General features: G+C 29.3%; 25 protein-coding genes. 4 read left to right on the forward strand and 21 right to left on the reverse strand.

Going from position 1 to position 24,121, the window contains the following annotated elements; all coding sequences use genetic code 11:
* Nucleotides 1-46: 46 nt before the first annotated feature.
* The 3 genes from ABCM86_RS03655 to ABCM86_RS03665 all read left to right on the forward strand — a co-directional run bounded on the left by ABCM86_RS03655 (nt 47) and on the right by ABCM86_RS03665 (nt 1,565).
* Nucleotides 47-733 carry a Crp/Fnr family transcriptional regulator gene (locus ABCM86_RS03655; RefSeq protein WP_343003513.1) on the forward strand — a complete coding sequence of 229 codons (687 nt, stop codon included), beginning with the start codon at nt 47-49 and terminating at the stop codon, nt 731-733.
* The gene (locus tag ABCM86_RS03660) at nt 723-1,148 is read left to right on the forward strand and encodes a cytidine deaminase (protein ID WP_295571789.1); all 426 of its coding nucleotides are present in this window, start codon (nt 723-725) and stop codon (nt 1,146-1,148) included. The genes ABCM86_RS03655 and ABCM86_RS03660 overlap by 11 nt, the downstream gene beginning before the upstream one ends.
* Before the next feature lie 261 nt (nt 1,149-1,409).
* A complete protein-coding gene (locus ABCM86_RS03665; RefSeq protein WP_195931492.1) occupies nt 1,410-1,565 on the forward strand; it encodes a hypothetical protein in 156 nt (51 codons plus the stop codon).
* Between the two features lie 184 nt (nt 1,566-1,749).
* On the opposite strand, the gene ABCM86_RS03670 is transcribed toward ABCM86_RS03665, so the two are convergent.
* The 20 genes from ABCM86_RS03670 to tyrS form a co-directional block, all read right to left on the reverse strand.
* Nucleotides 1,750-2,292 (reverse strand): NADH peroxidase, encoded by a 543-nt coding sequence (locus tag ABCM86_RS03670; RefSeq protein WP_195931491.1) that lies wholly within the window; start codon nt 2,290-2,292, stop codon nt 1,750-1,752.
* Nucleotides 2,293-2,546: 254 nt separating this feature from the next.
* Nucleotides 2,547-3,161, reverse strand: a complete 615-nt coding sequence (locus ABCM86_RS03675) for an N-acetyltransferase (RefSeq protein ID WP_295778949.1) — start codon at nt 3,159-3,161, stop codon at nt 2,547-2,549.
* 258 nt (nt 3,162-3,419) lie between these two features.
* Nucleotides 3,420-3,962 carry an NADH peroxidase gene (locus ABCM86_RS03680; RefSeq protein WP_295677365.1) on the reverse strand — a complete coding sequence of 181 codons (543 nt, stop codon included), beginning with the start codon at nt 3,960-3,962 and terminating at the stop codon, nt 3,420-3,422.
* A gap of 199 nt (nt 3,963-4,161) precedes the next feature.
* Nucleotides 4,162-4,695 (reverse strand): (Fe-S)-binding protein, encoded by a 534-nt coding sequence (locus ABCM86_RS03685; RefSeq protein WP_295574812.1) that lies wholly within the window; start codon nt 4,693-4,695, stop codon nt 4,162-4,164.
* Between the two features lie 33 nt (nt 4,696-4,728).
* Nucleotides 4,729-5,865 (reverse strand): aminotransferase class V-fold PLP-dependent enzyme, encoded by a 1,137-nt coding sequence (locus ABCM86_RS03690; protein ID WP_343003514.1) that lies wholly within the window; start codon nt 5,863-5,865, stop codon nt 4,729-4,731.
* Between the two features lie 43 nt (nt 5,866-5,908).
* Nucleotides 5,909-6,859 carry an alpha/beta fold hydrolase gene (locus tag ABCM86_RS03695; protein WP_295677372.1) on the reverse strand — a complete coding sequence of 317 codons (951 nt, stop codon included), beginning with the start codon at nt 6,857-6,859 and terminating at the stop codon, nt 5,909-5,911.
* Between the two features lie 150 nt (nt 6,860-7,009).
* Nucleotides 7,010-8,422, reverse strand: coding sequence for an MATE family efflux transporter (locus ABCM86_RS03700; protein WP_343003515.1), 1,413 nt, complete (start codon nt 8,420-8,422; stop codon nt 7,010-7,012).
* Between the two features lie 111 nt (nt 8,423-8,533).
* The gene (locus ABCM86_RS03705; protein ID WP_295733514.1) at nt 8,534-9,439 is read right to left on the reverse strand and encodes a DMT family transporter; all 906 of its coding nucleotides are present in this window, start codon (nt 9,437-9,439) and stop codon (nt 8,534-8,536) included.
* Nucleotides 9,440-9,664: 225 nt separating this feature from the next.
* Nucleotides 9,665-10,288: a thiamine phosphate synthase gene (locus ABCM86_RS03710; RefSeq protein ID WP_343003516.1), complete on the reverse strand. Its 624-nt coding sequence runs from the start codon at nt 10,286-10,288 to the stop codon at nt 9,665-9,667.
* Nucleotides 10,289-11,392: a 2-iminoacetate synthase ThiH gene (gene thiH, locus ABCM86_RS03715; RefSeq protein WP_343003517.1), complete on the reverse strand. Its 1,104-nt coding sequence runs from the start codon at nt 11,390-11,392 to the stop codon at nt 10,289-10,291.
* A 12-nt stretch (nt 11,393-11,404) separates the two neighbouring features.
* On the reverse strand, nt 11,405-12,175 hold the full coding sequence (locus ABCM86_RS03720; RefSeq protein WP_295574833.1) for a thiazole synthase: 771 nt from the start codon (nt 12,173-12,175) through the stop codon (nt 11,405-11,407).
* 88 nt (nt 12,176-12,263) lie between these two features.
* Nucleotides 12,264-13,067, reverse strand: coding sequence for a thiamine biosynthesis protein ThiF (gene thiF / locus ABCM86_RS03725; protein ID WP_295761147.1), 804 nt, complete (start codon nt 13,065-13,067; stop codon nt 12,264-12,266).
* 1 nt (nt 13,068) lies between these two features.
* The gene (gene thiS / locus ABCM86_RS03730) at nt 13,069-13,263 is read right to left on the reverse strand and encodes a sulfur carrier protein ThiS (protein WP_195929885.1); all 195 of its coding nucleotides are present in this window, start codon (nt 13,261-13,263) and stop codon (nt 13,069-13,071) included.
* 231 nt (nt 13,264-13,494) lie between these two features.
* The gene (locus tag ABCM86_RS03735) at nt 13,495-14,121 is read right to left on the reverse strand and encodes an ATP-binding cassette domain-containing protein (RefSeq protein ID WP_295761149.1); all 627 of its coding nucleotides are present in this window, start codon (nt 14,119-14,121) and stop codon (nt 13,495-13,497) included.
* Complete coding sequence (locus ABCM86_RS03740) at nt 14,111-15,049, reverse strand: ABC transporter ATP-binding protein (RefSeq protein ID WP_195929883.1); 939 nt, start codon at nt 15,047-15,049, stop codon at nt 14,111-14,113. The genes ABCM86_RS03735 and ABCM86_RS03740 overlap by 11 nt, the downstream gene beginning before the upstream one ends.
* Before the next feature lie 9 nt (nt 15,050-15,058).
* Nucleotides 15,059-15,928, reverse strand: a complete 870-nt coding sequence (locus tag ABCM86_RS03745; protein ID WP_195929882.1) for an ABC transporter permease — start codon at nt 15,926-15,928, stop codon at nt 15,059-15,061.
* Complete coding sequence (locus tag ABCM86_RS03750; RefSeq protein ID WP_295761151.1) at nt 15,928-16,914, reverse strand: ABC transporter permease; 987 nt, start codon at nt 16,912-16,914, stop codon at nt 15,928-15,930. Before ABCM86_RS03750 ends, ABCM86_RS03745 begins: the two co-directional genes overlap by 1 nt.
* Before the next feature lie 94 nt (nt 16,915-17,008).
* A complete protein-coding gene (locus ABCM86_RS03755) occupies nt 17,009-18,643 on the reverse strand; it encodes an ABC transporter substrate-binding protein (protein ID WP_343003518.1) in 1,635 nt (544 codons plus the stop codon).
* A 231-nt stretch (nt 18,644-18,874) separates the two neighbouring features.
* Nucleotides 18,875-19,840 (reverse strand): bile acid:sodium symporter family protein, encoded by a 966-nt coding sequence (locus tag ABCM86_RS03760; RefSeq protein ID WP_295574844.1) that lies wholly within the window; start codon nt 19,838-19,840, stop codon nt 18,875-18,877.
* Between the two features lie 277 nt (nt 19,841-20,117).
* The gene (gene tyrS / locus ABCM86_RS03765; RefSeq protein WP_295574847.1) at nt 20,118-21,323 is read right to left on the reverse strand and encodes a tyrosine--tRNA ligase; all 1,206 of its coding nucleotides are present in this window, start codon (nt 21,321-21,323) and stop codon (nt 20,118-20,120) included.
* 344 nt (nt 21,324-21,667) lie between these two features.
* Between tyrS and ABCM86_RS03770 the strand changes: the two genes are divergently transcribed.
* The gene (locus tag ABCM86_RS03770) at nt 21,668-22,570 is read left to right on the forward strand and encodes a LysR family transcriptional regulator (RefSeq protein WP_195929877.1); all 903 of its coding nucleotides are present in this window, start codon (nt 21,668-21,670) and stop codon (nt 22,568-22,570) included.
* A 50-nt stretch (nt 22,571-22,620) separates the two neighbouring features.
* Here ABCM86_RS03770 and ABCM86_RS03775 read toward each other — a convergent pair whose 3' ends face one another.
* The gene (locus tag ABCM86_RS03775) at nt 22,621-24,075 is read right to left on the reverse strand and encodes a UDP-N-acetylmuramoyl-L-alanyl-D-glutamate--2,6-diaminopimelate ligase (RefSeq protein WP_343003519.1); all 1,455 of its coding nucleotides are present in this window, start codon (nt 24,073-24,075) and stop codon (nt 22,621-22,623) included.
* Nucleotides 24,076-24,121: the final 46 nt, after the last annotated feature.

Consider the following 24,121-nt stretch of genomic DNA (forward strand, 5'->3'; position numbering starts at 1 on the left):
ATATAATCATTATACTTTACTCAAAGTGTTTATGAGGAGATTTAAAATGAACAAACTATCTTTCTATTTAGATACTTGTCCAGACTTTATAAAAAATAGTTTTTCAAATATAAACTTTAATACATTTGATAAAATCTTAATTCAAAATGAAAAGTCTGATTTTGTGTATATTATAAAAACTGGAAAGGTTAAGGTGTATTCCCTGACACCTACTGGAGTTAAATATTTAGAGCGCATCTACTGCAATTATGAGATATTTGGCGAATTAGAGGCCTTTATTGACAAACCAATATTAAATTTTGTGGAAGCTATAGAACCTTGCCAAGCTATAAAAATACCAAAATCTCATTTTTTAAAATGGATTAAATCAGATAGTGATTTTTCATTTTTTATACATATTCAGCTTTCTGAAAAAATGTATTATACATCTATAAATAGTAGAGCCAATGTAACTTACCCATTAAAATCAAGACTTATCTTCTTTTTATGGAACTTTCTTGATGAACATAATATAGATACTGTTCACAAAGATATTTTGGTAGAAGGCGTTGGATCTAATATTAGAAGTGTAAATAGAATTATTAAAGAATTAGTAGATGAAAAACTTATTGAATACAACAAAGGCTTTATAAAAGTCAATGAAATGGATAAACTTATGCATTTCATTATGTCTCCTAATGACAATGTATCAAATTTTCAAAGAAAATGTGGAGGAAAAAACAATGATAAATAGAGAATTATTAATAGAAAAAGCATTTGAGGCTCAAAAGTTTTGCTACACACCATACTCAAACTTCAATGTTGGTGCTGCACTTCTTACATCTGATGGAACAATATATCAAGGATGTAATATAGAAAATGCTGCATTTACACCAACTAACTGTGCTGAAAGAACAGCATTTTTTAAAGCTATCTCAGAAGGTCAAATGGACTTTGTCGCTATAGCTGTTGTTGGAAACAAAGACGGTATTAAACAAGGAGAAGGTGATTATTGTGCACCTTGTGCAGTATGTAGACAAGTTATGGCTGAATTTTGTGACTTAGATACATTTAAAGTTATAATGGCTAAAGATATAAATGATTATAAAGAGTATACTTTAGGTGAGCTTTTACCACTTGCTTTTACTGGAAAAGCATTAGATAAATAAGAAAGTATTTTATATTTATAAATTTAAATTTTGGACGTATTTTTATTTAAAATACGTCTTTTTATTTATTATTTTATTAATATCTTTATTTATTATTTTACTGATATATAATTTTTAAACAAAATGTAATTCTATAAATTATGCTTTATTTAGGCTTTATTAAAAATATCTCCATCACTATATTACATAAATTACCACAAGATTTATCCTACTTTTTCCTGTATTATATTATTCGCAATAAAAATAAAGGAGGGATACATAATGATGGAAGTTTCAATAGAAGAAATGGTTGAATTTATATACGACAGATGCGCTGATGATTTAACAGAAGAGCAAATCGAGATGGTTTTAGAATTACAACAAGAGTTCTTAGATTCTAAAGGCTTAATTGAATTAGAAGAAGATGATATTTATTAATTTTATGTATGAAAAAATTCGCTTCGCTCATGGCGCCAACGACTTCGTCCATTGCTTTAGTTAATAGGTTGGAAATTATACATTATCCACAAACCAGATAATATCTAATTTCCTTAGAATTGAAAAAAGACCCTACTTTTGTAAGGTCTTTTTTTATAAGGTTTTATTTAATGAATATTTTATCTTATCCGAAATATCTTTCTAATAATCCTAAGAATGCTTTACCGTGTCTAGCTTCATCTTTACACATTTCATGAACTGTATCATGTATAGCATCTAATCCTAATTCTTTAGCTCTTTTAGCTAATTTTAATTTTCCATCAGTTGCACCGTATTCAGCATCAACTCTAGCTTTTAAGTTTGCTTTTGTATCAGCAACAACACATTCTCCTAATAATTCTGCGAATTTTGCAGCATGTTCAGCTTCTTCGAAAGCTATTCTTTTGTAAGCTTCTGCTACTTCTGGATATCCTTCTCTATCAGCTTGTCTACTCATTGCTAAATACATACCTACTTCTGTACATTCTCCAGTGAAGTTAGCTCTTAATTCTTCTACTACTTGCTCGTCTACACCTTGAGCTACACCTATTCTGTGCTCGTCAGCCCAAACCATTTCACCTTTTAATTCTTCGAATTTTTCAGCTCCAACGTGACATACTGGACATTCAGCTGGTGCGTTTTCTCCTTCATATATATATCCACATACTTGGCATACCCATTTCTTCATAGTTAAATTCCTCCTAATATTATACAATTCTTCTTATATTTGTCTCTTTAGTATATACCCTAAAGATATTTTTTTCAAACATTTTATTTTACTTTTTTTAAAAAATTTATTAATTTTTGTAAATCTTAAACTTTACACTTTATATATACCACGTATGTAACATCTTAAACATATTTTTTAAATTTTTTAAAAAAATTATTTTCTTATTAGATAACTAGCAATTTCATAATATCTTTGCTTTGAATTTCCTTTATTTAAAATTCTAACTGTCCAGCTCTTTTTTCTTTTTTCTTAGGTTCAAATTTTTTATCAAATTCATCAACCTTATCTTGATTTACATTATAACAATCGTCAAATATAAAAAATCCTTCTATATTATTTAATGCATCTTCTTTTAAAGTTTTAACCATAAAAAATGGAGCTTCGTCTTCTACTGGTACACCTTCAAGGTGGATTTTGTATTTTGATGCACTTTCAAATCCAAATCTTTTATAATAATTTTCATCTCCTGTTATAAAAATAGCACTATATCCTAATCTCGCTGCTTTTTGCATAGATATTCTGATCAGTTTGCTTCCTATTTCTTTTCTTTGGAATTTTGGATGTACACTGATAGGACCGAATGTTATAAACGTTTCGTTATCAACTCCATCTATATATCCCTTTGTATAGACAATATGTCCTACAATCTTCCCATTACACTCTACAACTAATTCTAAATCTTCTATTGATTTATTATTGTGATGCAAATTATGTAGTACTAGATGTTCACTGCACCCTGGTCTATATACATTCCAAAATGCCTCTCTCGTCAAAACTTCTACTTCTTTATAATCATCTTTTTCAATTTTTCTTATAATTAAACTCATATTAATCCCCCTTATAACGCTTAGTTTTTTCTAATTATATCATATATTTAATATTTAAAATTTTTATCTTCAAATCCTTCTAAATATATTAATTTAGATATAAAATTCACTTTGTTCATGGCGCCAACGAATCGAAGATTCCGTTGCTTAAAATTCTCTTCGTTCATGCGACTAAGATAATGCGTAATTTCCTTATAATAAAAAAAGTGTTGCAAAATATCTCTATTTCACAACACCTCTGTATATAAAAATCTTATTTTATCCAAAATATCTTTCTAATAATCCTAAGAATGCTTTACCATGTCTAGCTTCGTCTTTACACATTTCATGAACTGTATCATGTATAGCATCTAATCCTAATTCTTTAGCTCTTTTAGCTAATTTTAATTTTCCATCAGTTGCTCCGTATTCAGCATCAACTCTTACTCTTAAGTTTTCTTTAGTATCAGCTGCTACACATTCTCCAAGAAGTTCTGCAAATTTTGCAGCATGTTCAGCTTCTTCGAAAGCTATTCTTTTGTAAGCTTCTGCTACTTCTGGATATCCTTCTCTATCAGCTTGTCTACTCATTGCTAAATACATTCCTACTTCTGTACATTCTCCAGTGAAGTTAGCTCTTAAATCTTCTACTACTTGTTCATCTACCCCTTGAGCTACACCTATTCTGTGTTCATCAGCCCAAACCATTTCACCTTTTAATTCTTCAAATTTTTCAGGTCCTACATGACAGACAGGACATTCTGATGGTGGATTTTCTCCTTCATATATATAACCACATACTTGACATACCCATTTTTTCATAATTAATTCCTCCTAAATATTATTTATTATTAAATTTATCTTGTATTATATATACCTAAAATTTTTATACTTAAACAGTTTTTATAAAACTTTTTAGTTATTTTATATATAATACTCATACCCCTAAAATTTCTCGACAATATAATTTTAGTCTTTTCTAATTTTTTTTGCAATATTTTGTAATTATTTAGTTATCTAATTAAAGCTCATACCCCAATGTTAAATATATATTTTCCAACTCTTCTCTCATCTTCTCATTGCCCTCTGCCCTAACTTGAGAACACATATTAGGTTTATATTTTCCCGCTACCAACTTTGCTGCAAATGCCATACAAGTTGACTCTCCGCATTTTCCACAATTTAGTCGAGGAAGTACTTCATATACATCAAATGGACTAGGTAAGTTGCGTTTTTCATCACTAGGTTTTATGCTGTCTTTTTTTTCATAACAATCGTTTATAAAATCTTTTATATAATCTAATGTCTCAAATGCATCTGTTTCATTTAATAATTTAGATACTTTTATATCGTCTTTTGTTATTACTATTATTTTTGGACCGTAGTTATATGTTAGAGTTTGTCCTTTTTTGTTGTATATAGCTGTTTTTAAGTAAGTATTTAAATATGGGAAAAGCTCTGATACATCTCTAGATGGAGTTGCTATTATTCTTATTCTCTTTGAGTCTGTTGTGCATGGTTGTATAAAACTTAAATTGATTTGTTCTAAAAACATAATTATCCCCCTATAATTTTTTAATAAATTTTATTATAAATTATTTAAAGCTTCAACTAATTTATCTATATCGTCTTTTGTATTAAAATATCCAATACCAATTCTAAGACTACCCCTGTCTTTTGTATTGATTACGCTATGTGCAGTTGGTGCGCAGTGCAGTCCTGCCCTAAGCATTATGTCGTATTTTTGATCTAATATAGTAGATATATCCTCTGGTCTTTTGTTTTTTATATTAAAACTTATTACACTTAAGATTTTTTCACAGTCTTTTGGTCCGTAAATTTCTATATCTTTTACAGTTTCCAATCTCTGTAAGGCGTATTTTGTAAGTTCTTTTTCTTTATTATGTATATTGTCTATTCCTTCTCTATTTAAAAACTTTATAGCTGCTCTAAGGCCAGCTATCCCACTTACATTTGAGGTTCCAGTTTCTAAATGATTTGGATAATAATCAGGCTGATATTCATATGCAGAATCACCACCTGTCCCCCCTGCTTTTAGCGGTTTTATGTCTATATCCGTATTTATTATAAGACCTCCTGTCCCCATAGGAGCAAGTAAACTTTTATGTCCTGTAAATGCAAGAATGTCTATGTTGTCTTCTTTTATATCTATCTTCATAGCTCCAGCGCTTTGTGCAGCGTCTACTAAAAATACTATTTTGTTTTCTCTCGCTATTTTGCCTATTTCTTTTATAGGTTGTATTGTTCCAAGTACGTTTGATGCTTGTGTAAATACTATTAATGCTGTGTCTTTTCTTATGTATTTTTTAATATCTTCTGGATTTGTAATCCCGTCTTTTGAACATTCTACTGTGTCTATTTTTATATTTATATCTTTTTCTAAAGTTTTTAGACATCTCCAAACGGCATTATGCTCCAAACTACTTGTTATTACATGGTCATTTTCCTTTAGTATTCCTCTTATTGCAATATTTAAAGAATCAGTTACATTGCTTGTAAATACAACTTTTTTAGGATCATCAAAATTAAAAAGATTTCCAATAAGTTTTCTACATTCATAAACAATATAATCTGATTGCATTGCTTTTTTATATGAGCCTCTTCCAGAAGAGGTCCCATTATTTATCATAAAATCATATACTGCATCTGCAACTTCTTTTGGTTTTGGAAAAGAAGTCGCTGCATTATCTAAGTAAATCCCCATTTTTCCTCCTAATATTACCTTTATATTATTTTATATATGTAAATTAAAACGCTTTTTGAGTATTTTCAATACGTTTTTTTAACCAATTATAAATATCATTATATACATCTTCATAATTAAGTTCATTAAGTATCTCATGACGTCCATCTTTATAAAGTTTTATGTCTATATCTTCTACACCTTGGACTTTATAATTATTGTATACTTGTTTTACACTTTTACCGTAATTTCCAACTGGGTCCATATCTCCAGCAACAAATAATAATGGTAGGTCATTTGGTATTTTGACTTTATTTTGTGGACTTTGTATAAATTCCAATACATCAAATAACGTCTCATATCCGTTTAATGTAAATAAGAAAGTACAGTATTTATCATTTACATATTTATGTACTATATCTTTATCCCTACTTATCCAATCATTTTGTGTAACTACTGGCTCGAATTTTTTATTGTAAGTACCAAACGCCATTTTTTCTACAAATTTACTTCTGTAATTCTCTCCTTTAAAGGCCTTTAATATTTTTAGTACTGCTTTTCCACCTTTTAATACAACTTTTGGCTGACTACCAGTACCAACTATTACTGCTCCATCTACCTTATCTCCGTAAGTCATTATGTATCTTCTAATCATAAAAGATCCCATAGAGTGCCCCAATACAAAATAAGGTATTTCTTCTCCAAATCTAGACTTTATTTCTTTTGTAATCTCATATAAATCGTCTACTACTGTTTTACTTTTGTATTGTGTTGGAAAATACCCCAATTCATCATCATCTTTTGCTGTAAGACCATGACCAAGGTGGTCATTTCCCACAACTAATATCCCCTTTGAATTTAAAAATCTTGCAAATCTATCATATCTATCTATGTACTCTATCATCCCATGTGATATCTGGACAATCGCTTCAATATCACCTTCAGGCTCCCACACAATTGTGTGTAGATTATTTTCATTATTAGTAGATTTTATATAAAGTTCTGTTTTTTTCATTTCAAACTCTCCTTTACAATTAATTTTTCTTTATTCTAATAAAGGAAAATGGATTATTTATTAAATTATATTACATTTTATTACTTTGCTGTAAATTTTTTAACAAAAAAATTGCCATAAGTTATAAACTCATGACAGTTTTAAAAAGTTTTATTTAATTATTGTTTTTAATTTCCATTTTTCATTTTTATATCTTATATATCCTATCAATAGACCTACAAACCATCCTATAGGAATAGCATAATAAACTACTGATGGTCCAATTTTGTTTGAAAAAATATATACGATTATCAATCTAATAAAGAAATTTAACATTGTAGCTATTACAAATATACTTATATCTCCAGCACCTTTTAGCACTCCGCAATAAGCATTCATAAAACCTTTTAATATATAAAATGCTGAAACTACACGAAGGTATTTGATTGCAAAACTTATAGCATCTTCACTTTGAGCTTCATCTAAAAATAAATCTATTATATCCCTTCCAAAAATAAATAATATACTGAATATAATTAAACTCATAATTGATATCATAATTAAGGTACTTTTTAATCCTTCTTTTACTCTATCTATTTTTTTAGCACCTATATTTTGCGCTGTAAATGTACCTATTGCATTTCCAAATGACGCAAGTGGAATCATAGTTATTGAATCTATTTTTGTCGCTATAGTATATCCAGCTATTATAGATGATCCAAATGTATTTACTATTATTTGAACTAAAAATATGCTTATATATACAAATGACTGTTGAAATATAGATGGTATAGCTATTTCATTCATATTTTTTAGTATTTTAAAGTCAAAAAGTTTAAAATCTAAATCATCTATTTCATTATTTTTATAAGTTTCCTTATCACTATTTATTTTTTTATATTCACTATTTATAGAGTCTTTTTTATCAAATTTTTTCAAATTAAAAAATAAGTATCCTATAGATAAAAAAGCCGATATACCTTGTGCAATCAAAGTAGCCATAGCGACTCCAATCACTCCATATTGGAGTTTTACAACAAATATTAAATCTAAAAGTATATTTAAGAAACTAGAGAATATAAGAAAGTACAGAGGTATTTTAGATTTTCCAAGCGCATTGAAAATCGAAGTTATTATATTGTATAAAAACATAAATGTAAGCCCTAAGAAATATATGTTTAAATAATTTAGTGCATCATCAAATATATTTACAGGGGTTTTCATTATTTTTAATAAAAACTTCGACATACATAATCCTATACAAGCTAAAAAAATACTAAGCACTCCTATAGCTATTATAGATGTGTATATTGATGTCTTCATTTTATAAATCATCTTTGCCCCATAATATTGAGATATTACAACTGCACATCCTATCCCACTTCCTATAGCAATTGACATAAATACCATAGTTATTGAATAAGATGCTCCTACTGCTGCTAGTGCATCTTCACCGACATAATTTCCGACAATTATTGAATCTACTAAGTTGTAGAGTTGTTGAAATACGCTGCTTAAAACTAACGGTATTGAAAAATATGCAATTGATTTTGCTGCATTACCTTCTGTCATATAATTTTCCATACGCCTTTTAAAAGTAAATTATACTTTTTATTCTCCTTTCTTTAGTTAAATATGTGTTTGAGTTTTATTAAATTTTACTTTTTTATTTTTAATTTGAATTTTTATATTGAGTTAATTTATAGATTTTGTATCTTCTTCTTTTAAATTATTTTTCTTTAAAAAAGATAATTTTGTCTCTGAAATTATAATTGCACAAAATATTATCAAACATCCAGCTATCATTTTTAAAGTTAGAACTTCGTGTAAAATTATAACTGATAATATAGTTCCAAATACTGATTCTAGTGATAAAATTATAGCTGACTTTGTCTGGCTTACATCTCTTTGGCAAATAGTCTGAAGTAAAAATGCAATTGTCGTAGAAAATATGCCTAAATAAAGTACACCTATTATAGATGATATCTGCGCTTGTATTTTTATTTCATTAAACAATATCTGTACTATTAGTGATAAAATAGTTGCAACGCTAAATTGAACAACAGTCAGAACTATTGCGTTGTTTTTTTTAACAAATTCGCCTGTGAAAAATATGTGAAATGCAAATCCAAATGCACATATCATTGTCAAAAAATCTCCAAAATTGATGCTAAAGTCGGCTTCTAAAGATAGTATTCCTATTCCCAAAATCGCTATTATACTGCTTATTATTCCGTATTTGTCTAGTGGTCTTTTGTATAATATAAAACCGATAAACGGTACTATTACTACGTTTATAGCTGTTAAAAAGGCGTTTTTTGATGCTGTTGTATAAGACATTCCAATCGTTTGAAATGCAAACGCAATAAATAAAAATACACCAATTAAACTACCTGCTTTTACAGCTTCTTTAGTTATATTATTCTTAATTTCTTTAAAAAATATAATTCCAAGTAAAACTGCTCCTATAAAAAATCTTATTGTCAATATCTGAAGTGGTGTAAGTCCACCGCTTAAAGAAATTGAAACCCCTATAAATCCACTTCCCCAGATAAAAGCAGTCAAACCTAGTCCAATCTCTCCTTTGTATTTAGTAAACATAAAATCCCCCCTTAAAAAACTGTAAATTAATTTTTAAAGAACCTATACAATATTTTAGAATTTTAAAATACATCCTTATACCGATTATCTATAGTTTATTTTATTACTATTATAATTATATCATTGCACTACATCATCTTCTATATTGCTACATTTTAGGGTTTTGAATTATGCAAAAAATAAAACCCAAAGAATTTGTTTTTCTCTTTGGGTTTTAAATTAATATTATCTCCAATTTTTATTGTAGTCTTCTATAGTATTTTGAATATTATCGCTTTTAAACAAAGTACTCATAACTGCATAATCATCACAGTAATCTATAATTTGTTTTATATTTTGAGACAAAATTCCGCCTAACGCAACAATCTTTATTTTAGTCAAATCTTTAGCATTTTTTAAAAGATCTACTCCCTTAGGTGTTAGCCCTTCTTTGCATTTTGTATCAAATATATGTGAAAGAGTTATATAATCTATATCTATTTTTTTACTTTCTATAATTTTATTTAACTCAATAAGCTCATGTGTACTGTGTAGAGATAGTCCTATTTTTTTATTTTTATCGAACTTATAACCCCTACTTATCAAATCTTTAAATAAATTATATGGAAGGTGTACTCCATAAACAGGATAATTTTCATATAATTCAATCGAGCTATTTACAATTATATTTATATCTGCTTTATTTTCTTTTAATTCTGAAACTATCTCATTATATAGTTTTTCCAATTCACTATATTTTAAATCTTTTTCTCTTAAAATCAAGTACTCTACATTATTTTTAGCAGCTTCGACTATAGTTTTTATGTATTTTTCTTTGGAGCATAGATTTCTGTTGCTGATTAAATACATCTAAAATCTCTCCCAATCTTTAAATACATATTGATATCCGATTGAATTTAACATTTTTCCTACTTCTTCTAAGCTGGCATCTGTATTATTTTCAAATTGGTTTGTTCCACCTTCTCCTAAAGTATGTCCCCCTACGTCTGTTGTTACTTCGGCGCTTAATTTAGTAACTCCTAATGGCATTACATTTTTTCTAAATTCTAAATCCTCTCTTGTCGAAACGTTTAATGCTGCATGAGGGTCGAAAAGTCTCATAACCGTCATTATTTGAAATTCTGTTTTATCGTCTACTGGATTTATATCGTCAAAGCTCCCCTTAAATGGCTTCATTCTAGGTGCTGAATAAGAAAGCTCTATATGTGGATATTTTGTTTTTAAATATTCTCCATGTAAAATAGTGAAAAATGCATCTTTTCTATAGTCAGCAAGTCCTAATAGTGCGCCTATTGATAAACTTCTCATTCCTGCCATTGCCCCTCTTTCCGGCGCATCTAGTCTAAATTTGAAATTTGCCTTTGGTCCTTTTATGTGTACCTTTTTATAAACTACTTCATCATATGTTTCTTGATAGACAGTAAGTGAGTCTGCACCATTTTCAACAAGGTGTTTATACCCTCTTACTTCCATTGGATATACTTCTATCCCTATTGACGAAAATCTGCCTGAAATAAGATTTACCGCCTCTCCTATATATTCAACTGGAGAATGTCTTTCACTTTCGCCTGTAAGTACTAAAATATGTTTAAATCCCATATCAGCTATATAATCTGCTTCGTTTTTAATTTGCTCCATATTTAATTTTCTTCTGTTTATCCCACTTTTACAGTTGTATCCGCAGTATACACAGTGATTTACACAGTAATTTGCAATATACATAGGAGTATATAAAGTTACTGTTTTGCCAAGATGTTGAAGACTTAATCTATGAGCTTTTTGTGCCATCTGTTCTAGGTGTTGTGTGGCTTTTGGTGATAATAAGTTTAAAACATCCATATGATCTAACTTATTTTTATTTAAACTTCTTAAAACATCTGGCTCTGTAACATTTTTAAAATATCCGTCGAAATCAAAATCTCTGTATTTTTCTAAAACTTCATAAAAACTCATCTATATTCCCCCTTATAGACTTCCTAAAAATCCAGTTAAAGGTGATGATGCATTTGCAAAGTTGCTCACTGGTCCAGTTTTTCCTAGGTATGCCTCTCTTCCACCTTCTACTGCTAATCTAAATGCATTTGCCATTTTTACTGGGTCTTGTGCTGATGAAATTGCTGAGTTTACTAAAACTGCAGCTGCCCCCATCTCCATAGCCTCCATCGCTTGTGATGGCTTACCAATGCCTGCATCTACAATTATATTAGTGTCTAACTCATCTATCATTATCTGAATCATTTCTTTCATTTTTAATCCCCTATTTGACCCAATCGGTGCGCCTAGTGGCATTACAGCAGCTGCTCCAGCTTCTATTAAACGTCTTCCTGCGTATAAGTCTGGTGACATATATGGAAGAACTACAAACCCTTCATCTGCTAGAATTTTAGTTGCTTTTATTGTCTCTTCGTTGTCTGGTAGTAAGTATCTTGTATCTGATATAACTTCTATTTTTATAAAATCTCCACAGCCCATTTTACGAGATATCCTAGCTATTCTAACTGCTTCTTCTGCATTAGTAGCTCCCGAAGTATTAGGAAGTATAGTCATTTCTTTTGGTATATAAGTCAAAATATTTTCATTTGGATTGTCTAAATCAACTCTTCTTATTGCCATTGTTATTATTTCGCTATTGCTTGCTTTTATAACTTCTGGAAGAATATCGTTACTTCCAAATTTCCCTGTCCCTATTAAAAGTCTGCTGTCAAATTCGTGTCCACCTAATATTAATTTATCCATTTTGTCTCCCCTTTTTAATTTAGTATCTAAAATTTAAATCAAATTACTGTTTTATATTTATAGTACATCATAATATTTTTACTAACTTTTATCTTTTTATATCTTCAATTAAAATTTTCATAGCTAAGTTTGCCATATGATTTGCACATATTGAAACCCTTGGAGCCATTAGTCCTTCGCCTTCTTTTGCCTCGTGTTCAAAATCTCCACAAATATAAAATTTATCTCTTATTTTCTTTGTTTTTATTATATTTGAATCGTAATATCCAGCCATTCCAGATGATGCAATTAGGTATTTATCTTTAAAGTTTCTAAGTACAGTATTACATATCATAGCCTTGTTTTTTGGATCATCAAAGGCCTCGATTACGATATCATATTCTTTTAAAAAATCTATATTTTCTTTTGTAACAAATATATCCTTAGTTTTTATCTTTACAAAAGGATTTATATCTTTTATTAAAGATTTTAGTGCCTCTGTTTTTTTCATACCTATATGTTTTACAAAATACTGCTGTCTATTTAAATTAGACGGTTCAACTACATCATAATCTACTAAAATAATTTCGCCTACTCCTACTCTAGAAAGTGAGATAGCTATATTTGAACCTAGTCCTCCAAGACCTAAAACTGCAACTTTTCCAGATTTGAGCTTATTATGTAAATTTGGCGTATGTCTTGCAATCATAACTCTTTCTAACTCGTCTTTTGTTGGGATTTTTCCCCTCTCTATAAGTGTAAGTCTATCATCTTCTTTTAAAATTTTATCTTCCTTTAATGGAAATCCATTTAAGATAAGCACATCACAATTCTTATCTACTTTATTTCGTAATTTATAAGCTGTGCAGTTTTCCTCTATTTCTGTCTGAATCTCATTTAAGAATATCTTCAAATCAACCACCCCCTACAAAGCTTATAACTTCCACTGTATCTTCATTTTTTAATAAATATGTACTGTAGACTTCGTCATCTAGTATTTCCATATTTACTTCTACAACGACCTTTTGTGGATTTAAGTCGTAATTTTCTAAAAGATCTTTTACAGAAATATCTTCTTTTAAATCTACAGTTTTACCGTTTAATATCATATTGTTCCCCCTTTTTATTGATTAGAAATCTTATTTAAAAGCAAAAAAAGCAGAAAATAAACCATACCCGCGGTGGTATGCCCCATTTTCTGCTTTTTAAGCTACTGATATATTACCATTTTATGTAGTACATGTCAATTGTTTTTGAGGAAATATTTTCTATTTTTTTATATATTCAATTTATTCTTTTTGCATCAAAACTTATTTTTATTGCTAAATATATTTATACAATTAAACTACTTCTTTTTGCTCTTCTTTAAATTCTTCTAAATTCACAACTCTATCGCATATTTTGTCTACTAAAGCTTTTTCATGACTTATAACTATTACACCTATATCATTTTTCTTGGCATAATCTAAAACTACATCCCAAATTTGTGCTTGTGTTATTGCATCTAACATAGTTGTCATCTCATCAGCAATTAAAAATCTAGTCTTCGGTGATAATGCCCTTATAACACAAAAACGTTGAAGTTCTCCACCTGATAATTCACTCGGCCATCTATTCATCCATCCTTGTTTAATACCCATAGCTTCTATCAATTCCTTTGATGGAATAAATGCCTCGTTTATTATTTTTTTCATCTTCCACTTTGGATTTACAGATTTTTCGGGATGTTGGAAAATAAGTTGAACTGGATTGTATCCATTTTTTTCTCTTTTACATCCTTTAAGTATCACTTCTCCGCTTTCTGGAGTTATGTATCCAGCCAATATTTTGGCAAGTGTCGTCTTACCAAATCCACTTGGAGCAATAAGTCCAACGACTTCACCGCTATTTACACAAAAATCAATATCCTTTAATATATATCTATCCTCATTATATTTAAAATTTATATTTTTAGCTTTAAGTTGCATGAATACATCTCACCTTTCCATTTCTAATTTCTTTAATTTCCGGTACTCTAACTTCACATTCCTTTGTTTTGATTTTACATCTATCACAAAATACACATCCTTTTGGAAGTTCACTTGGAAGTGGCTGTGTCTTATCGTCTAAAGCTTTAAATTCATGGTTTGGAAGTGCCTTGTAAAGTGCCTTTGTATAAGGATGTCTCAATTTTTCTATATTTTTAAAATCATCTGTATTAGCTATTTCTAAAGTAGAACCTGCATAAAAAATAGCCACCTTATCTGCAATTTTAAGTGCAGCAGATATGTCGTGTGTTATCATCAGTATTGAACATCCGCTATCAGCCACTTTTCTAAAGTCTTTTAGTACTTCATTTAAGGATTCTTCGTCTAATCCTGGAGTCGGCTCATCTGCAATTATTACCTTGCTGTTTGATGCTAAAGCTGTGCATAAAAGCACCTTTCTCGCCATCCCTCCTGATAGTTGGAATGGATAATAATTTTTAACTTTTTTGTCTAAATTATATTTTTCAAAGAGATTATCTACAATTTCGTCTTTAGCTTTTTTATCCTTATTTTTTATAGATATTTTAATTTGACTTCCTACCTTTTTTAAAGGGTCGAGATAATTTACAGATTGAGGTATAAGTACAATCTCACGCCCTCTTAAGTTTTGTTTTCTCTTTTCTGTCAGCTCTTCTTTGTTATAAATTATCCTTCCATGTGTAGACGAGTTATGTGGAAGTATTCCCAAAATAGCGTGTGCAAGAAGACTTTTTCCAGAACCACTAGAACCTACAACTGCCAATATCTCACCTTTATTTAATTCTATATCTAAATTTTTAATTACTTCTAAATCAGTTCTAACTAATCCTTTTGTATATTGAGAAAATGATATTCCCAAGTTTTCAACTTTTAAAATTGGCTCTTTCATCTCTACCTCCTATTTATACGCTGTTTTAGGATTTATTAATTTTTCTATATTTTTGCCTATTCTGTCTACCATCATAGAAACTAAAACTAAACTAAGCCCTGGGAAAAATGCAAGCCACCAGTCTCCACTTGTAAGGTATTTCATACTTTCTGAAAGTATTACACCTATGGCTGGTTCATGTGGTGGAAGCCCAAAACCTAAGAAAGTTACTGATGCTTCGTGCAAGATTGCATGTGGGAATATAAGTACAGCTCCAACTATTATCTGCGGTATTACATGAGGCAAGATATGTTCTTTTGCTATATACCAATTTGATTTGCCAAAGTTTCTCGCAATCTTCGTATAATCCGACTCCATAATCTGCATAACTTCCGCTCTTATAACTCTAGTAAGCGATGTCCAGTGAGTAAGCGAAACACCGACTACAATACCTTTTATACCTCCACCCATAGCAATTGATATAAGTATTACAACTAATGTGTGAGGTACTGATAAGACTAAATCTATAAGCCAAGTTACAATAAAATCTACCTTTTTCCCAAATGTAGGACCAATAATACCTAATAATACTGCAATTATTGTACTTGTAAGAGTAGCTAAAATACCTATTTTCATACTTATGCTAAGACCTTTTATAGTTCTAGTAAGCATATCCCTTCCCACCCAATCAGTTCCAAATAAATGATCAAGTGATGGAGGTTGAAATTTATTTAATAAATCTACATATAAATTATCTTCACCTATAAAAGTTCCCCAGATTAATATATCTGCAAATAAAATAACAAATACTGTTATCCAGAATATTGTTCTTTCTCTAGCCCCGTAATTAATAAGAAGTTTTTTGTTTTTTAGTTGTCCTTTTTCTTTGATTTTTTCCATTATAAATTTTGTCCCTCCTTAATTCTAGGATCTATAACTCTGTATAATAAATCTGCAATTATATTTCCAGAATAGACAAATACTAAACTTATTATCGCTATTCCCATAAGAAGTGGTAAATCACCTTTAAGTCCTGCTGAAACTGTCGCTTGACCAAGTCCAGGATATGAAAAAACTTGCTCTACAAATATTGTTCCTCCAAATAATTCGCTAAAGGATAAAAACTGAAGTGTTATTGCTGGAAGTGATACATTTTTAAGAACATGATTAAATATTATACTTATTTGACTTTCGCCACGTGCTTTTGCAAATAATATATAGTCGCTTTCCATTATCTCTATGACCTTTTGTCTTGTATTCATACATATACTCGAAATACTTATTATTGAAAGAGTGAGTGCAGGTAGTATTATATGTTGCATTCTCTCAGCAAATCCCACATTTTCTGATAAAACGCCGATTGGTACACTTAGTGCAACTGGGAACCACCCTAATTTTACAGAAAATAATATTATAAATAATATTCCAAGCCAAAATGTTGGAGTCGACATTATTATATAGCAATATCCACGTATTATTTTGTCTATTAATTTTCCTTCTTTTATGCCTGCTATAATCCCTAAAATAAATCCTATAATTCCAGAAAGTATCCAAGATATTCCCATAAGCCATATAGACGACATAAATTTTTGTCCTATTACTTCTAAAACTGGTCTTCTGTATATCATAGAAGTTCCCCAATCTCCACTTATAATCGATTTAAACCAAGACCAAAATCTAATTATAGGAGGTTGATTTAAGCCCCAATGTTCTGCTATTAATTGTCTTTGTTCAGCACTTACTTTTGTTGATGCTCCGACATAAGCTGTAACTGGGTCGATTGGAGATAATTCCATTAAAACAAAAGTAATTATACAAAGAGCTACTAAAAGAGTTATTAATTTCAAAACTTTTTTAGTTAAAAATTCCCCTATTCCCTTATTCATATTTTCTCTCCTCAAAATCTTCAAAAATACAATATCAAACTAGTACATATTTCTAGGTACTAGTTTGTATCTTAGCTTTATTTATATTTAATGTTTATTTCCATGACCATTCATTAACATTGTCAAATATTCTTCCGCCGTGTGGTTGAACTACTGGGTTTCCAAAGTCAAATCCATCTGCAGCTAAGTAAACGTGATTTGCATTTACAAGCCAGCAATATGGTGCGTCGCCTTTTGCAGATGTATATTTTTGAAGGTCTTTCCAATATGGTAATGCTTCATCTTCATCTTTTGCATCTAATGCTTTATCTATATCTTCGTTTACTTTTTCGTTATTATAACCACCTGCATTGTCCCATGCAACTGTTCCACCTGCTATAGGACCGTAATATAAGTTGTATAATTCTGATGGATCTCCTGAACCAAATCCAAATAATACAGCTTCTTTATGTATATCTTCAAGTATTGTATCCCATGTTCTAACTTCTAAGTTAACGCTTATACCTATTTCTTTTGCTACATTTACAAATTCTAAAGCCATTTCTTGTCTGTATTCACCTTCAGTATATAGTAATTTAAATTCAGCTTTTTGGCCGTCTTTTTCTAATACTCCATCATTATCTGTGTCTTTCCATCCACCATCTGATAATATTTTTTTAGCTTCGTCTACATTTGCATATTCATCTTTAGATAATTCAGTACTTTTATCTTCCCATGGCATTTGTTCAAGCCCTGTAGTAGAAGGTGTACCATATCCATTAAGTACTCCATCTACTATCTTTTGTCTATCTACTGCAGTATTTAAAGCCTTTCTTATAGCTTCATCACTTGTTACATTGTTACCCATATCGTATCCGTCTTTTGCTTTTTCTCCTGCTTTAACCATTGGGAACTCAACACCATAACATTCGATACTTTCTATATCAACTACATTTGCTCCATCTACTTTTTTATCTGCTAAGTTTCCGTTTATTTGGCACACATCTACATCTCCAGTTTGGACAGCAGAATAAGCAGCATCTGTATCTAAAAATACCATTGTCAATTGTTTAATTTTTGGTTTATCGCCATAATAATTTTCATTTTCTTTTGCTATAACTTGTTGACCTTTATCCCATTGTACAAATTCATAAGGCCCTGATCCAACTGGATTATCTTTAAAGTTTTCATCATAAGCATGTTTAGGAACTATACCTAAGTATGCTAATCTCTCCATAAATGCAGAATATGTTCTATTTAATTTAAATTCTATTGTAGTATCATCTTTTGCAGTTATCTTATCTATCATTGTTAAATCTATTTCTGAACCTGAGTTCTTAGCAGTTTCATATGTAAATGCTACATCTTCTGCTGTTACTTTCTCTCCATCTGTAAATTTAGCATCGTCTCTTATAGTTACTGTCCATGTTAATTTATCATCAGATACTTTATATCCAGTTGCCAAATCATTTTCAAATCCTAACTCTTTATCTCTTTTAAATAAAGTTGAGAAAAATACTTTTGTAAGCGATCCATGTCCGCCTGTTGTAGCATCAAATCCTGATTCTGCCTCTTCTCCAATTGCCACTATTAACTCATTATTTTTGATTCTCTCTTCTCTCTTTGATGTAGTTTTATTAGAAGAAACCTTTTCATTGTTACTGGCGTTGTTACTAGAAGAACACCCTGTTAAACTTCCAACAGACAGCATCACAGCCATCCCTACTGCTAAAAACTTTTTTAATTTCATAATTATCCTCCCTAATTCTCTTTTTTAACTACTCCTCAGTTTTTTATTAATATATAATTTACAAGTAACCTTCTTGAATATAAAAAGCCATGAAGGCATAGACCTTCATGGCTTTTATATCATTCATTGATATCTTACAAATTAAATATTAACTTACGATAAGTGTAACACATTGTTAATATTTTCTCAACAATTTATTGACAAAATTTATTTTTATTTAAATTTTATATTTTATTCCACGCTTTCTTTTACTTCTTCATCGTCTTCATCAGTTATTTCTTTATTACCCCAATAATTTGCAAGTACTGATACTGAAAATGCATGCCATATACCTGCTATTGCTGGTGCTATTGCGGCTTCTGGTGCAAAATGTGCTGCTGCTAAAACTGTCGCTAATGTGGCATTTTTCATTCCAGTTTCTATAGATAGAGTTCTTCTCTTTCTTTCTTTAAATCCAACAGCTTTACCACCGAAGTAACCACATAAATATCCATATATATTATGAATTACTACTGCTAAAGCTACTATTATTACTGATGCATTTAATTTTGATGCATTAGCAGCTACGATACCTGCAACTAAAACTACCATAGCAAGCCCAGATACAGAAGGCAATACTCTTATACATTTAGCCGCTGCTTTAGCAAATAAAGTATTAGCTATTACACCTAATATTATTGGTATTAAAACAACTTGAGATATTGATATAAACATTCCTATACCGTCGACTTGAACGTAAGTCCCTGCAAATAAGTAAATTAATGCTGGTGTTACTATTGGTGCTAAAAATGTAAATATTGAAGTATATGTTACTGATAATGCAACATCTGCTTTAGCTATAAAACTCATTACGTTTGAAGTAGTTCCCCCTGGACAAGCCCCAAGTAATATAAGTCCTACTGCTACATCACCTTTTAAACCTAGTAATTTCACTACTATAAATGCTCCAATTGACATAGTAACCATTTGAATTAAAAGTCCTAATATAACATCTTTTGGTTTTTTAAGTATAAGTATGAAATCATCTTTAGTTAATGTCATACCCATACCAAACATTATAAATCCTAAAATATAGTTGAAATATGGCACTATACCTATAAATATATTTGGATTAATATAAGATATAGCTGCTCCAATTAAAACTAGTAGTGATAAGTATTTTTTTACAAATACACCTAATTTGTCTACAAAATTCATGATAATGCCCCCTTTTATTTAATTATTTACCATAAAATTATAATAACAAATGCCCTTTTATGAACTGTATATGAATAAAAGGCTTTATTTACATAATAGTAACATAATATTCAAAAAAATCATTATTTTTAATTAATTATTATATATAATTTTATTTAGATAATTTAAAAACTTACATTTTCTATACAATCTAATCTGCCTTTTATATAACCTTGTAATATTTTGTTTTTCTCAATTGTATAAAAAATAAGGCAAGTTAAACTTACCTTATTTTAATTTAAGACACTATTATTTTTATAAATTTTTTCTTTCCAATTTGCACGACAAGTTCGCCTTCTTTTGGCAAGAACTCTTCTTTAGTTATTTTTTTATCATTTATTTTTACTCCACCTTGTGCTAAAAGTCTTCTAAATTCACTTTTACTAGATACTAAACCTTTATCTACTACTATTTGGATTAAATCGAAGTTTTCTTTTTCTGCATTTATTGTATCTATATCTTTTGGCTTTTGTCCCATTTGGAATATCATTTTAAATCTCTCTTCTGCTTGATCTACTTCTTCTGCTGTGTGATATAAGCTGACTATTTCTCTCGCTAAATCCATTTTCATATCTCTTGGATTTATGTTTTCATCTTTTAATTTAGATTTTACTTCTTTTATTTTTTCATCACTTACATCAGTTAATAATGTATAGTATTTTACAATTAGTTCATCTGGTATTTCCATGACCTTTTGATATTTTGATTTTGCCGATTCGTAAATTCCTATATAATTACCTAGAGTTTTACTCATTTTATTTTTGCCGTCTAATCCCTCTATAAGAGGCATCATAATTACAACTTGTGGCTCTTTTCCTATCTCCTTTTGCAGAGTTCTGCCAGAAAGCAAATTAAATCTTTGGTCTGTTCCTCCAAATTCTATATCTGCTTCAATAGCAGTCGAATCAAAAGCCTGCATTAAAGGGTAGAAAAATTCATTTAAATATATAGGTCTTTGATTTTCAAATCTCAGCCTAAAATCCTCTCTCTCAAGCATTCTCGCTACTGTTGTATATTGTGTCAACTGTAAAACATCTTCAAACGTCAATTTAGATAGCCATTCACTGTTAAACTTTATAGTTGTTTTTTCTTTATCTAAGATTTTAAATACTTGTTCTTCATATGTCTTTGCATTTTGTAATACTTCTTCATCACTTAAAGACTTTCTCATTTTTGATTTTCCTGTGGGGTCTCCTATCTTACCCGTAAAATCACCTATTATTATAATAATCTCATGTCCTAAGTCTTGTAATTGTTTTAGTTTTCTAAGAATAACTGTATGTCCTAGGTGTATATCTGGTGCACTAGGATCTAGCCCCAATTTTATTTTTAATGGCTTATTATTATTTATTGATTTCTCTAATTTTTTTATTAATTCTTCTTCATTAATTATATCTAATGTTCCCTTTTTTATTATTTTCAATTGTTCTTCTACAGATTTCATAAATGACCTTCCTTCCCCATAATACTCAAAAAGCTCTCATCCATAAGGACGAGAGCTCCTATATTCACTAACTCTTAAATCTCTTTTTAGCCAAGACCTCTCTTTAAATTCGATTGAATTTATTTATTATCTCAACTATAAATATATCTTTAATTTAAATATATTAATATTATTATAGTTTGTCAATCATTTTATAAATTTATACATTCGTATATATTACCTAGATAATCTCTATTTTCATCAATATAAACTTATATCCTATTTTCATTATTTTTATCTATTATCTGTTATAATATTTTTAAGGGGATTTTTTTATTTATTTTATTTTTAAGGTGGGAAAAACAATGACATTTGAACAATTAAGGTCTTTTTTAGCTGTTGTAAAAAATAATCACTTTACACTAGCTTCCCAGCAATTATTTATATCTCAATCATCAATATCTAAACATATAAAAGCCTTAGAAAAGGAAATTGGGATTGAGCTTTTTAAAAGGGAACATAGGACTATCACGTTGACACCAGCAGGGCAAGAATTTCTTGAATTTGCAAAACAAAGCGTTGATAGCTATGACAAAATGCAAAGGGGTTTAGAAAAATACAAAAGTCAAGAAAGTGAAATTATTACAATTGGGGTTATAGATACAATGATTGAATATGGACTGGCAGCTCTTATAGGCGATTTTCACAAAGAATATCAAAATATTCAAATAGAGCTTATAGAAAGAAGTAACAATTCCATATTAGAATATTTAAGTCTGTCTAAATTTAATTTAGCATTTGTAAACAATATAGGCACAAATAGCAAATTATTAGATTCATGTGCTCTTTTTCATGATAATTTAGTCATGGTCACTTCTGAAAACCATAGATTTTTAGAAAATAAAACTATTGCTCTTTCAAAAACATCAAAAGAAAAATATATTTCGTTAAGCGGCGACTCAACTTTACACAATATATTTTTAAGTGTTTGGGGTAACTTAAACTTTTTTCCAGAAGTGTCTTATATAGATAGTCAGACAAAAACATTACTTGCATTAGTATCTGAAGATATGGGTATAACTCTTCTTCCCGATACTATCGCTATGTCATATAAAAACAACATAAATAGCCATATAAAAATCATCAATTTATTTGATAATTTTTATGCGACGACTTATTTAGTTAATATAAAAAATAAAAAATTATCTAAAAACGAGACTATATTTAAGGATTTTGCTTTGAAATGGTTCGACAAACAGATATCTTAATATTAAAAAAAGGGGAATGAACCTCCCCTCTTTATAGTATTTTTATTGATTTATAATTTATCTACTATTTCTTTAGCTATTTTTTTATCATCAAAATAATATTTTTTATCTCCTTTTATTTGATAATCTTCATGACCTTTACCCGCTATAATTATTAAATCTTGGTTTTTATATATTTCTATCGCAGTTTTTATCGCCTCTTTTCTATCTTTTACGATTAAGTAATTGTCTAATTTAGTATTTATACCTTTTAAAATATCATTTATTATTTCTGTTTCATTTTCAAATCTAGGATTATCTGAAGTTATAATTGAAATATCTGAATTGTCTTGGGCGATTTTTCCCATTATCGGTCTTTTTGTTTTATCTCTATCTCCACCACATCCAAAAACTAAAATTATTCTTCCTTTTGTAAATAATCTTGCACTTTTTATTAAATTAAGAAGTGCATCAGGAGTGTGAGCATAATCTACAATTATATTTATGTTTTTTTCATTTTCAACACGATCTAATCTGCCTGGTACACTTTTTAAAGTTTTAACTCTACTTATTACTTCTTCACACCCTACACCTAGTGATATACAAGTGCTTATTGCTGCTAATGTGTTGTATACGTTGAAATAACCTAATATAGGTATTGATACTTTAAATTTATCTTCATTTGTAGTTAATGTATATTCTGTTTTGTCGTGGTATAATTTTATATCACTCGCTCTAAAATCTGCGTTTTTATTTATTCCATAAGTATATGTCTTTATATCTCGTTTTAAACTGTGTTCAAAGAATTCTTCTCCTACTTCATCATCTATATTAAAAATATTTACTGAATTTGTTTTATAAAATAATCTCTCTTTAGCATTTTTATAGTTTTCAATATTTTTATGAAAATCTAGATGATCTTGAGTTAAATTTGTAAAAACTCCTATTTTATAATCAATACAATCTACTCGATTTAAGACTAAAGCATGGGAAGAAACCTCCATAATGCAGTATTTACAGTCATTTGCTATCATCTTATTTAAATTTCTTTGTATGTCTAAGCTCTCTGGAGTTGTATTTTTAGATATTGTATTTTTATCTCCATCGTATATTTCTATAGTCCCTATACTTCCCACCTTGCTGTCATATTCAAGTATCTGCCTTATAAAGCTCACTGTACTTGTCTTTCCATTTGTCCCTGTAATCCCAACTAAATTTATTTTTTGACATGGATTATCAAAAAAGTTCTTTGCAATTATGGCCATAGATTTTTTAATATTTTCTACTCTTATATATGTTATATCTTTTTTATAAGGTATTTTTCTATCAATTAATATTACCTTTGCTCCCCTTTTTATCGCATCATCTATAAAGTCGTGCCCATCTACGTTATTTCCTTTTATACATATAAACATGCTACCTTCTATGACAGTTCTAGAATCATATGAAATATCTTCTATCTCTACATCTACTGGCCCATTGATTGCTAAAATATCAACTGACTGCAACATTTTTAAAAGTTTCATAAACTCCCCCTTAGAGGATAATCCCTCTCGATAATTAATAATTAAC

Origin of the sequence: Clostridium sp. 2218st1_F5_2218SCRN_220325, assembly GCF_039062665.1 — a bacterium.
In the GTDB taxonomy this organism is placed as follows: Bacteria; Bacillota; Clostridia; order Peptostreptococcales; family Peptostreptococcaceae; genus Intestinibacter.

Excerpts from the sequence above, each read along its gene's own strand:
- ABCM86_RS03655 (WP_343003513.1), top strand. The coding sequence starts at position 47 with ATGAACAAACTATCTTTCTATTTAGATACTTGTCCAGACTTTATAAAA.
- ABCM86_RS03660 (WP_295571789.1), top strand. The coding sequence starts at position 723 with ATGATAAATAGAGAATTATTAATAGAAAAAGCATTTGAGGCTCAAAAG.
- ABCM86_RS03665 (WP_195931492.1), top strand. The coding sequence starts at position 1,410 with ATGATGGAAGTTTCAATAGAAGAAATGGTTGAATTTATATACGACAGA.
- ABCM86_RS03670 (WP_195931491.1), bottom strand. The coding sequence starts at position 2,292 with ATGAAGAAATGGGTATGCCAAGTATGTGGATATATATATGAAGGAGAA.
- ABCM86_RS03675 (WP_295778949.1), bottom strand. The coding sequence starts at position 3,161 with ATGAGTTTAATTATAAGAAAAATTGAAAAAGATGATTATAAAGAAGTA.
- ABCM86_RS03680 (WP_295677365.1), bottom strand. The coding sequence starts at position 3,962 with ATGAAAAAATGGGTATGTCAAGTATGTGGTTATATATATGAAGGAGAA.
- ABCM86_RS03685 (WP_295574812.1), bottom strand. The coding sequence starts at position 4,695 with ATGTTTTTAGAACAAATCAATTTAAGTTTTATACAACCATGCACAACA.
- ABCM86_RS03690 (WP_343003514.1), bottom strand. The coding sequence starts at position 5,865 with ATGGGGATTTACTTAGATAATGCAGCGACTTCTTTTCCAAAACCAAAA.
- ABCM86_RS03695 (WP_295677372.1), bottom strand. The coding sequence starts at position 6,859 with ATGAAAAAAACAGAACTTTATATAAAATCTACTAATAATGAAAATAAT.
- ABCM86_RS03700 (WP_343003515.1), bottom strand. The coding sequence starts at position 8,422 with ATGGAAAATTATATGACAGAAGGTAATGCAGCAAAATCAATTGCATAT.
- ABCM86_RS03705 (WP_295733514.1), bottom strand. The coding sequence starts at position 9,439 with ATGTTTACTAAATACAAAGGAGAGATTGGACTAGGTTTGACTGCTTTT.
- ABCM86_RS03710 (WP_343003516.1), bottom strand. The coding sequence starts at position 10,288 with ATGTATTTAATCAGCAACAGAAATCTATGCTCCAAAGAAAAATACATA.
- thiH (WP_343003517.1), bottom strand. The coding sequence starts at position 11,392 with ATGAGTTTTTATGAAGTTTTAGAAAAATACAGAGATTTTGATTTCGAC.
- ABCM86_RS03720 (WP_295574833.1), bottom strand. The coding sequence starts at position 12,175 with ATGGATAAATTAATATTAGGTGGACACGAATTTGACAGCAGACTTTTA.
- thiS (WP_195929885.1), bottom strand. The coding sequence starts at position 13,263 with ATGATATTAAACGGTAAAACTGTAGATTTAAAAGAAGATATTTCTGTA.
- ABCM86_RS03735 (WP_295761149.1), bottom strand. The coding sequence starts at position 14,121 with ATGCAACTTAAAGCTAAAAATATAAATTTTAAATATAATGAGGATAGA.
- ABCM86_RS03740 (WP_195929883.1), bottom strand. The coding sequence starts at position 15,049 with ATGAAAGAGCCAATTTTAAAAGTTGAAAACTTGGGAATATCATTTTCT.
- ABCM86_RS03745 (WP_195929882.1), bottom strand. The coding sequence starts at position 15,928 with ATGGAAAAAATCAAAGAAAAAGGACAACTAAAAAACAAAAAACTTCTT.
- ABCM86_RS03750 (WP_295761151.1), bottom strand. The coding sequence starts at position 16,914 with ATGAATAAGGGAATAGGGGAATTTTTAACTAAAAAAGTTTTGAAATTA.
- ABCM86_RS03755 (WP_343003518.1), bottom strand. The coding sequence starts at position 18,643 with ATGAAATTAAAAAAGTTTTTAGCAGTAGGGATGGCTGTGATGCTGTCT.
- ABCM86_RS03760 (WP_295574844.1), bottom strand. The coding sequence starts at position 19,840 with ATGAATTTTGTAGACAAATTAGGTGTATTTGTAAAAAAATACTTATCA.
- tyrS (WP_295574847.1), bottom strand. The coding sequence starts at position 21,323 with ATGAAATCTGTAGAAGAACAATTGAAAATAATAAAAAAGGGAACATTA.
- ABCM86_RS03770 (WP_195929877.1), top strand. The coding sequence starts at position 21,668 with ATGACATTTGAACAATTAAGGTCTTTTTTAGCTGTTGTAAAAAATAAT.
- ABCM86_RS03775 (WP_343003519.1), bottom strand. The coding sequence starts at position 24,075 with ATGAAACTTTTAAAAATGTTGCAGTCAGTTGATATTTTAGCAATCAAT.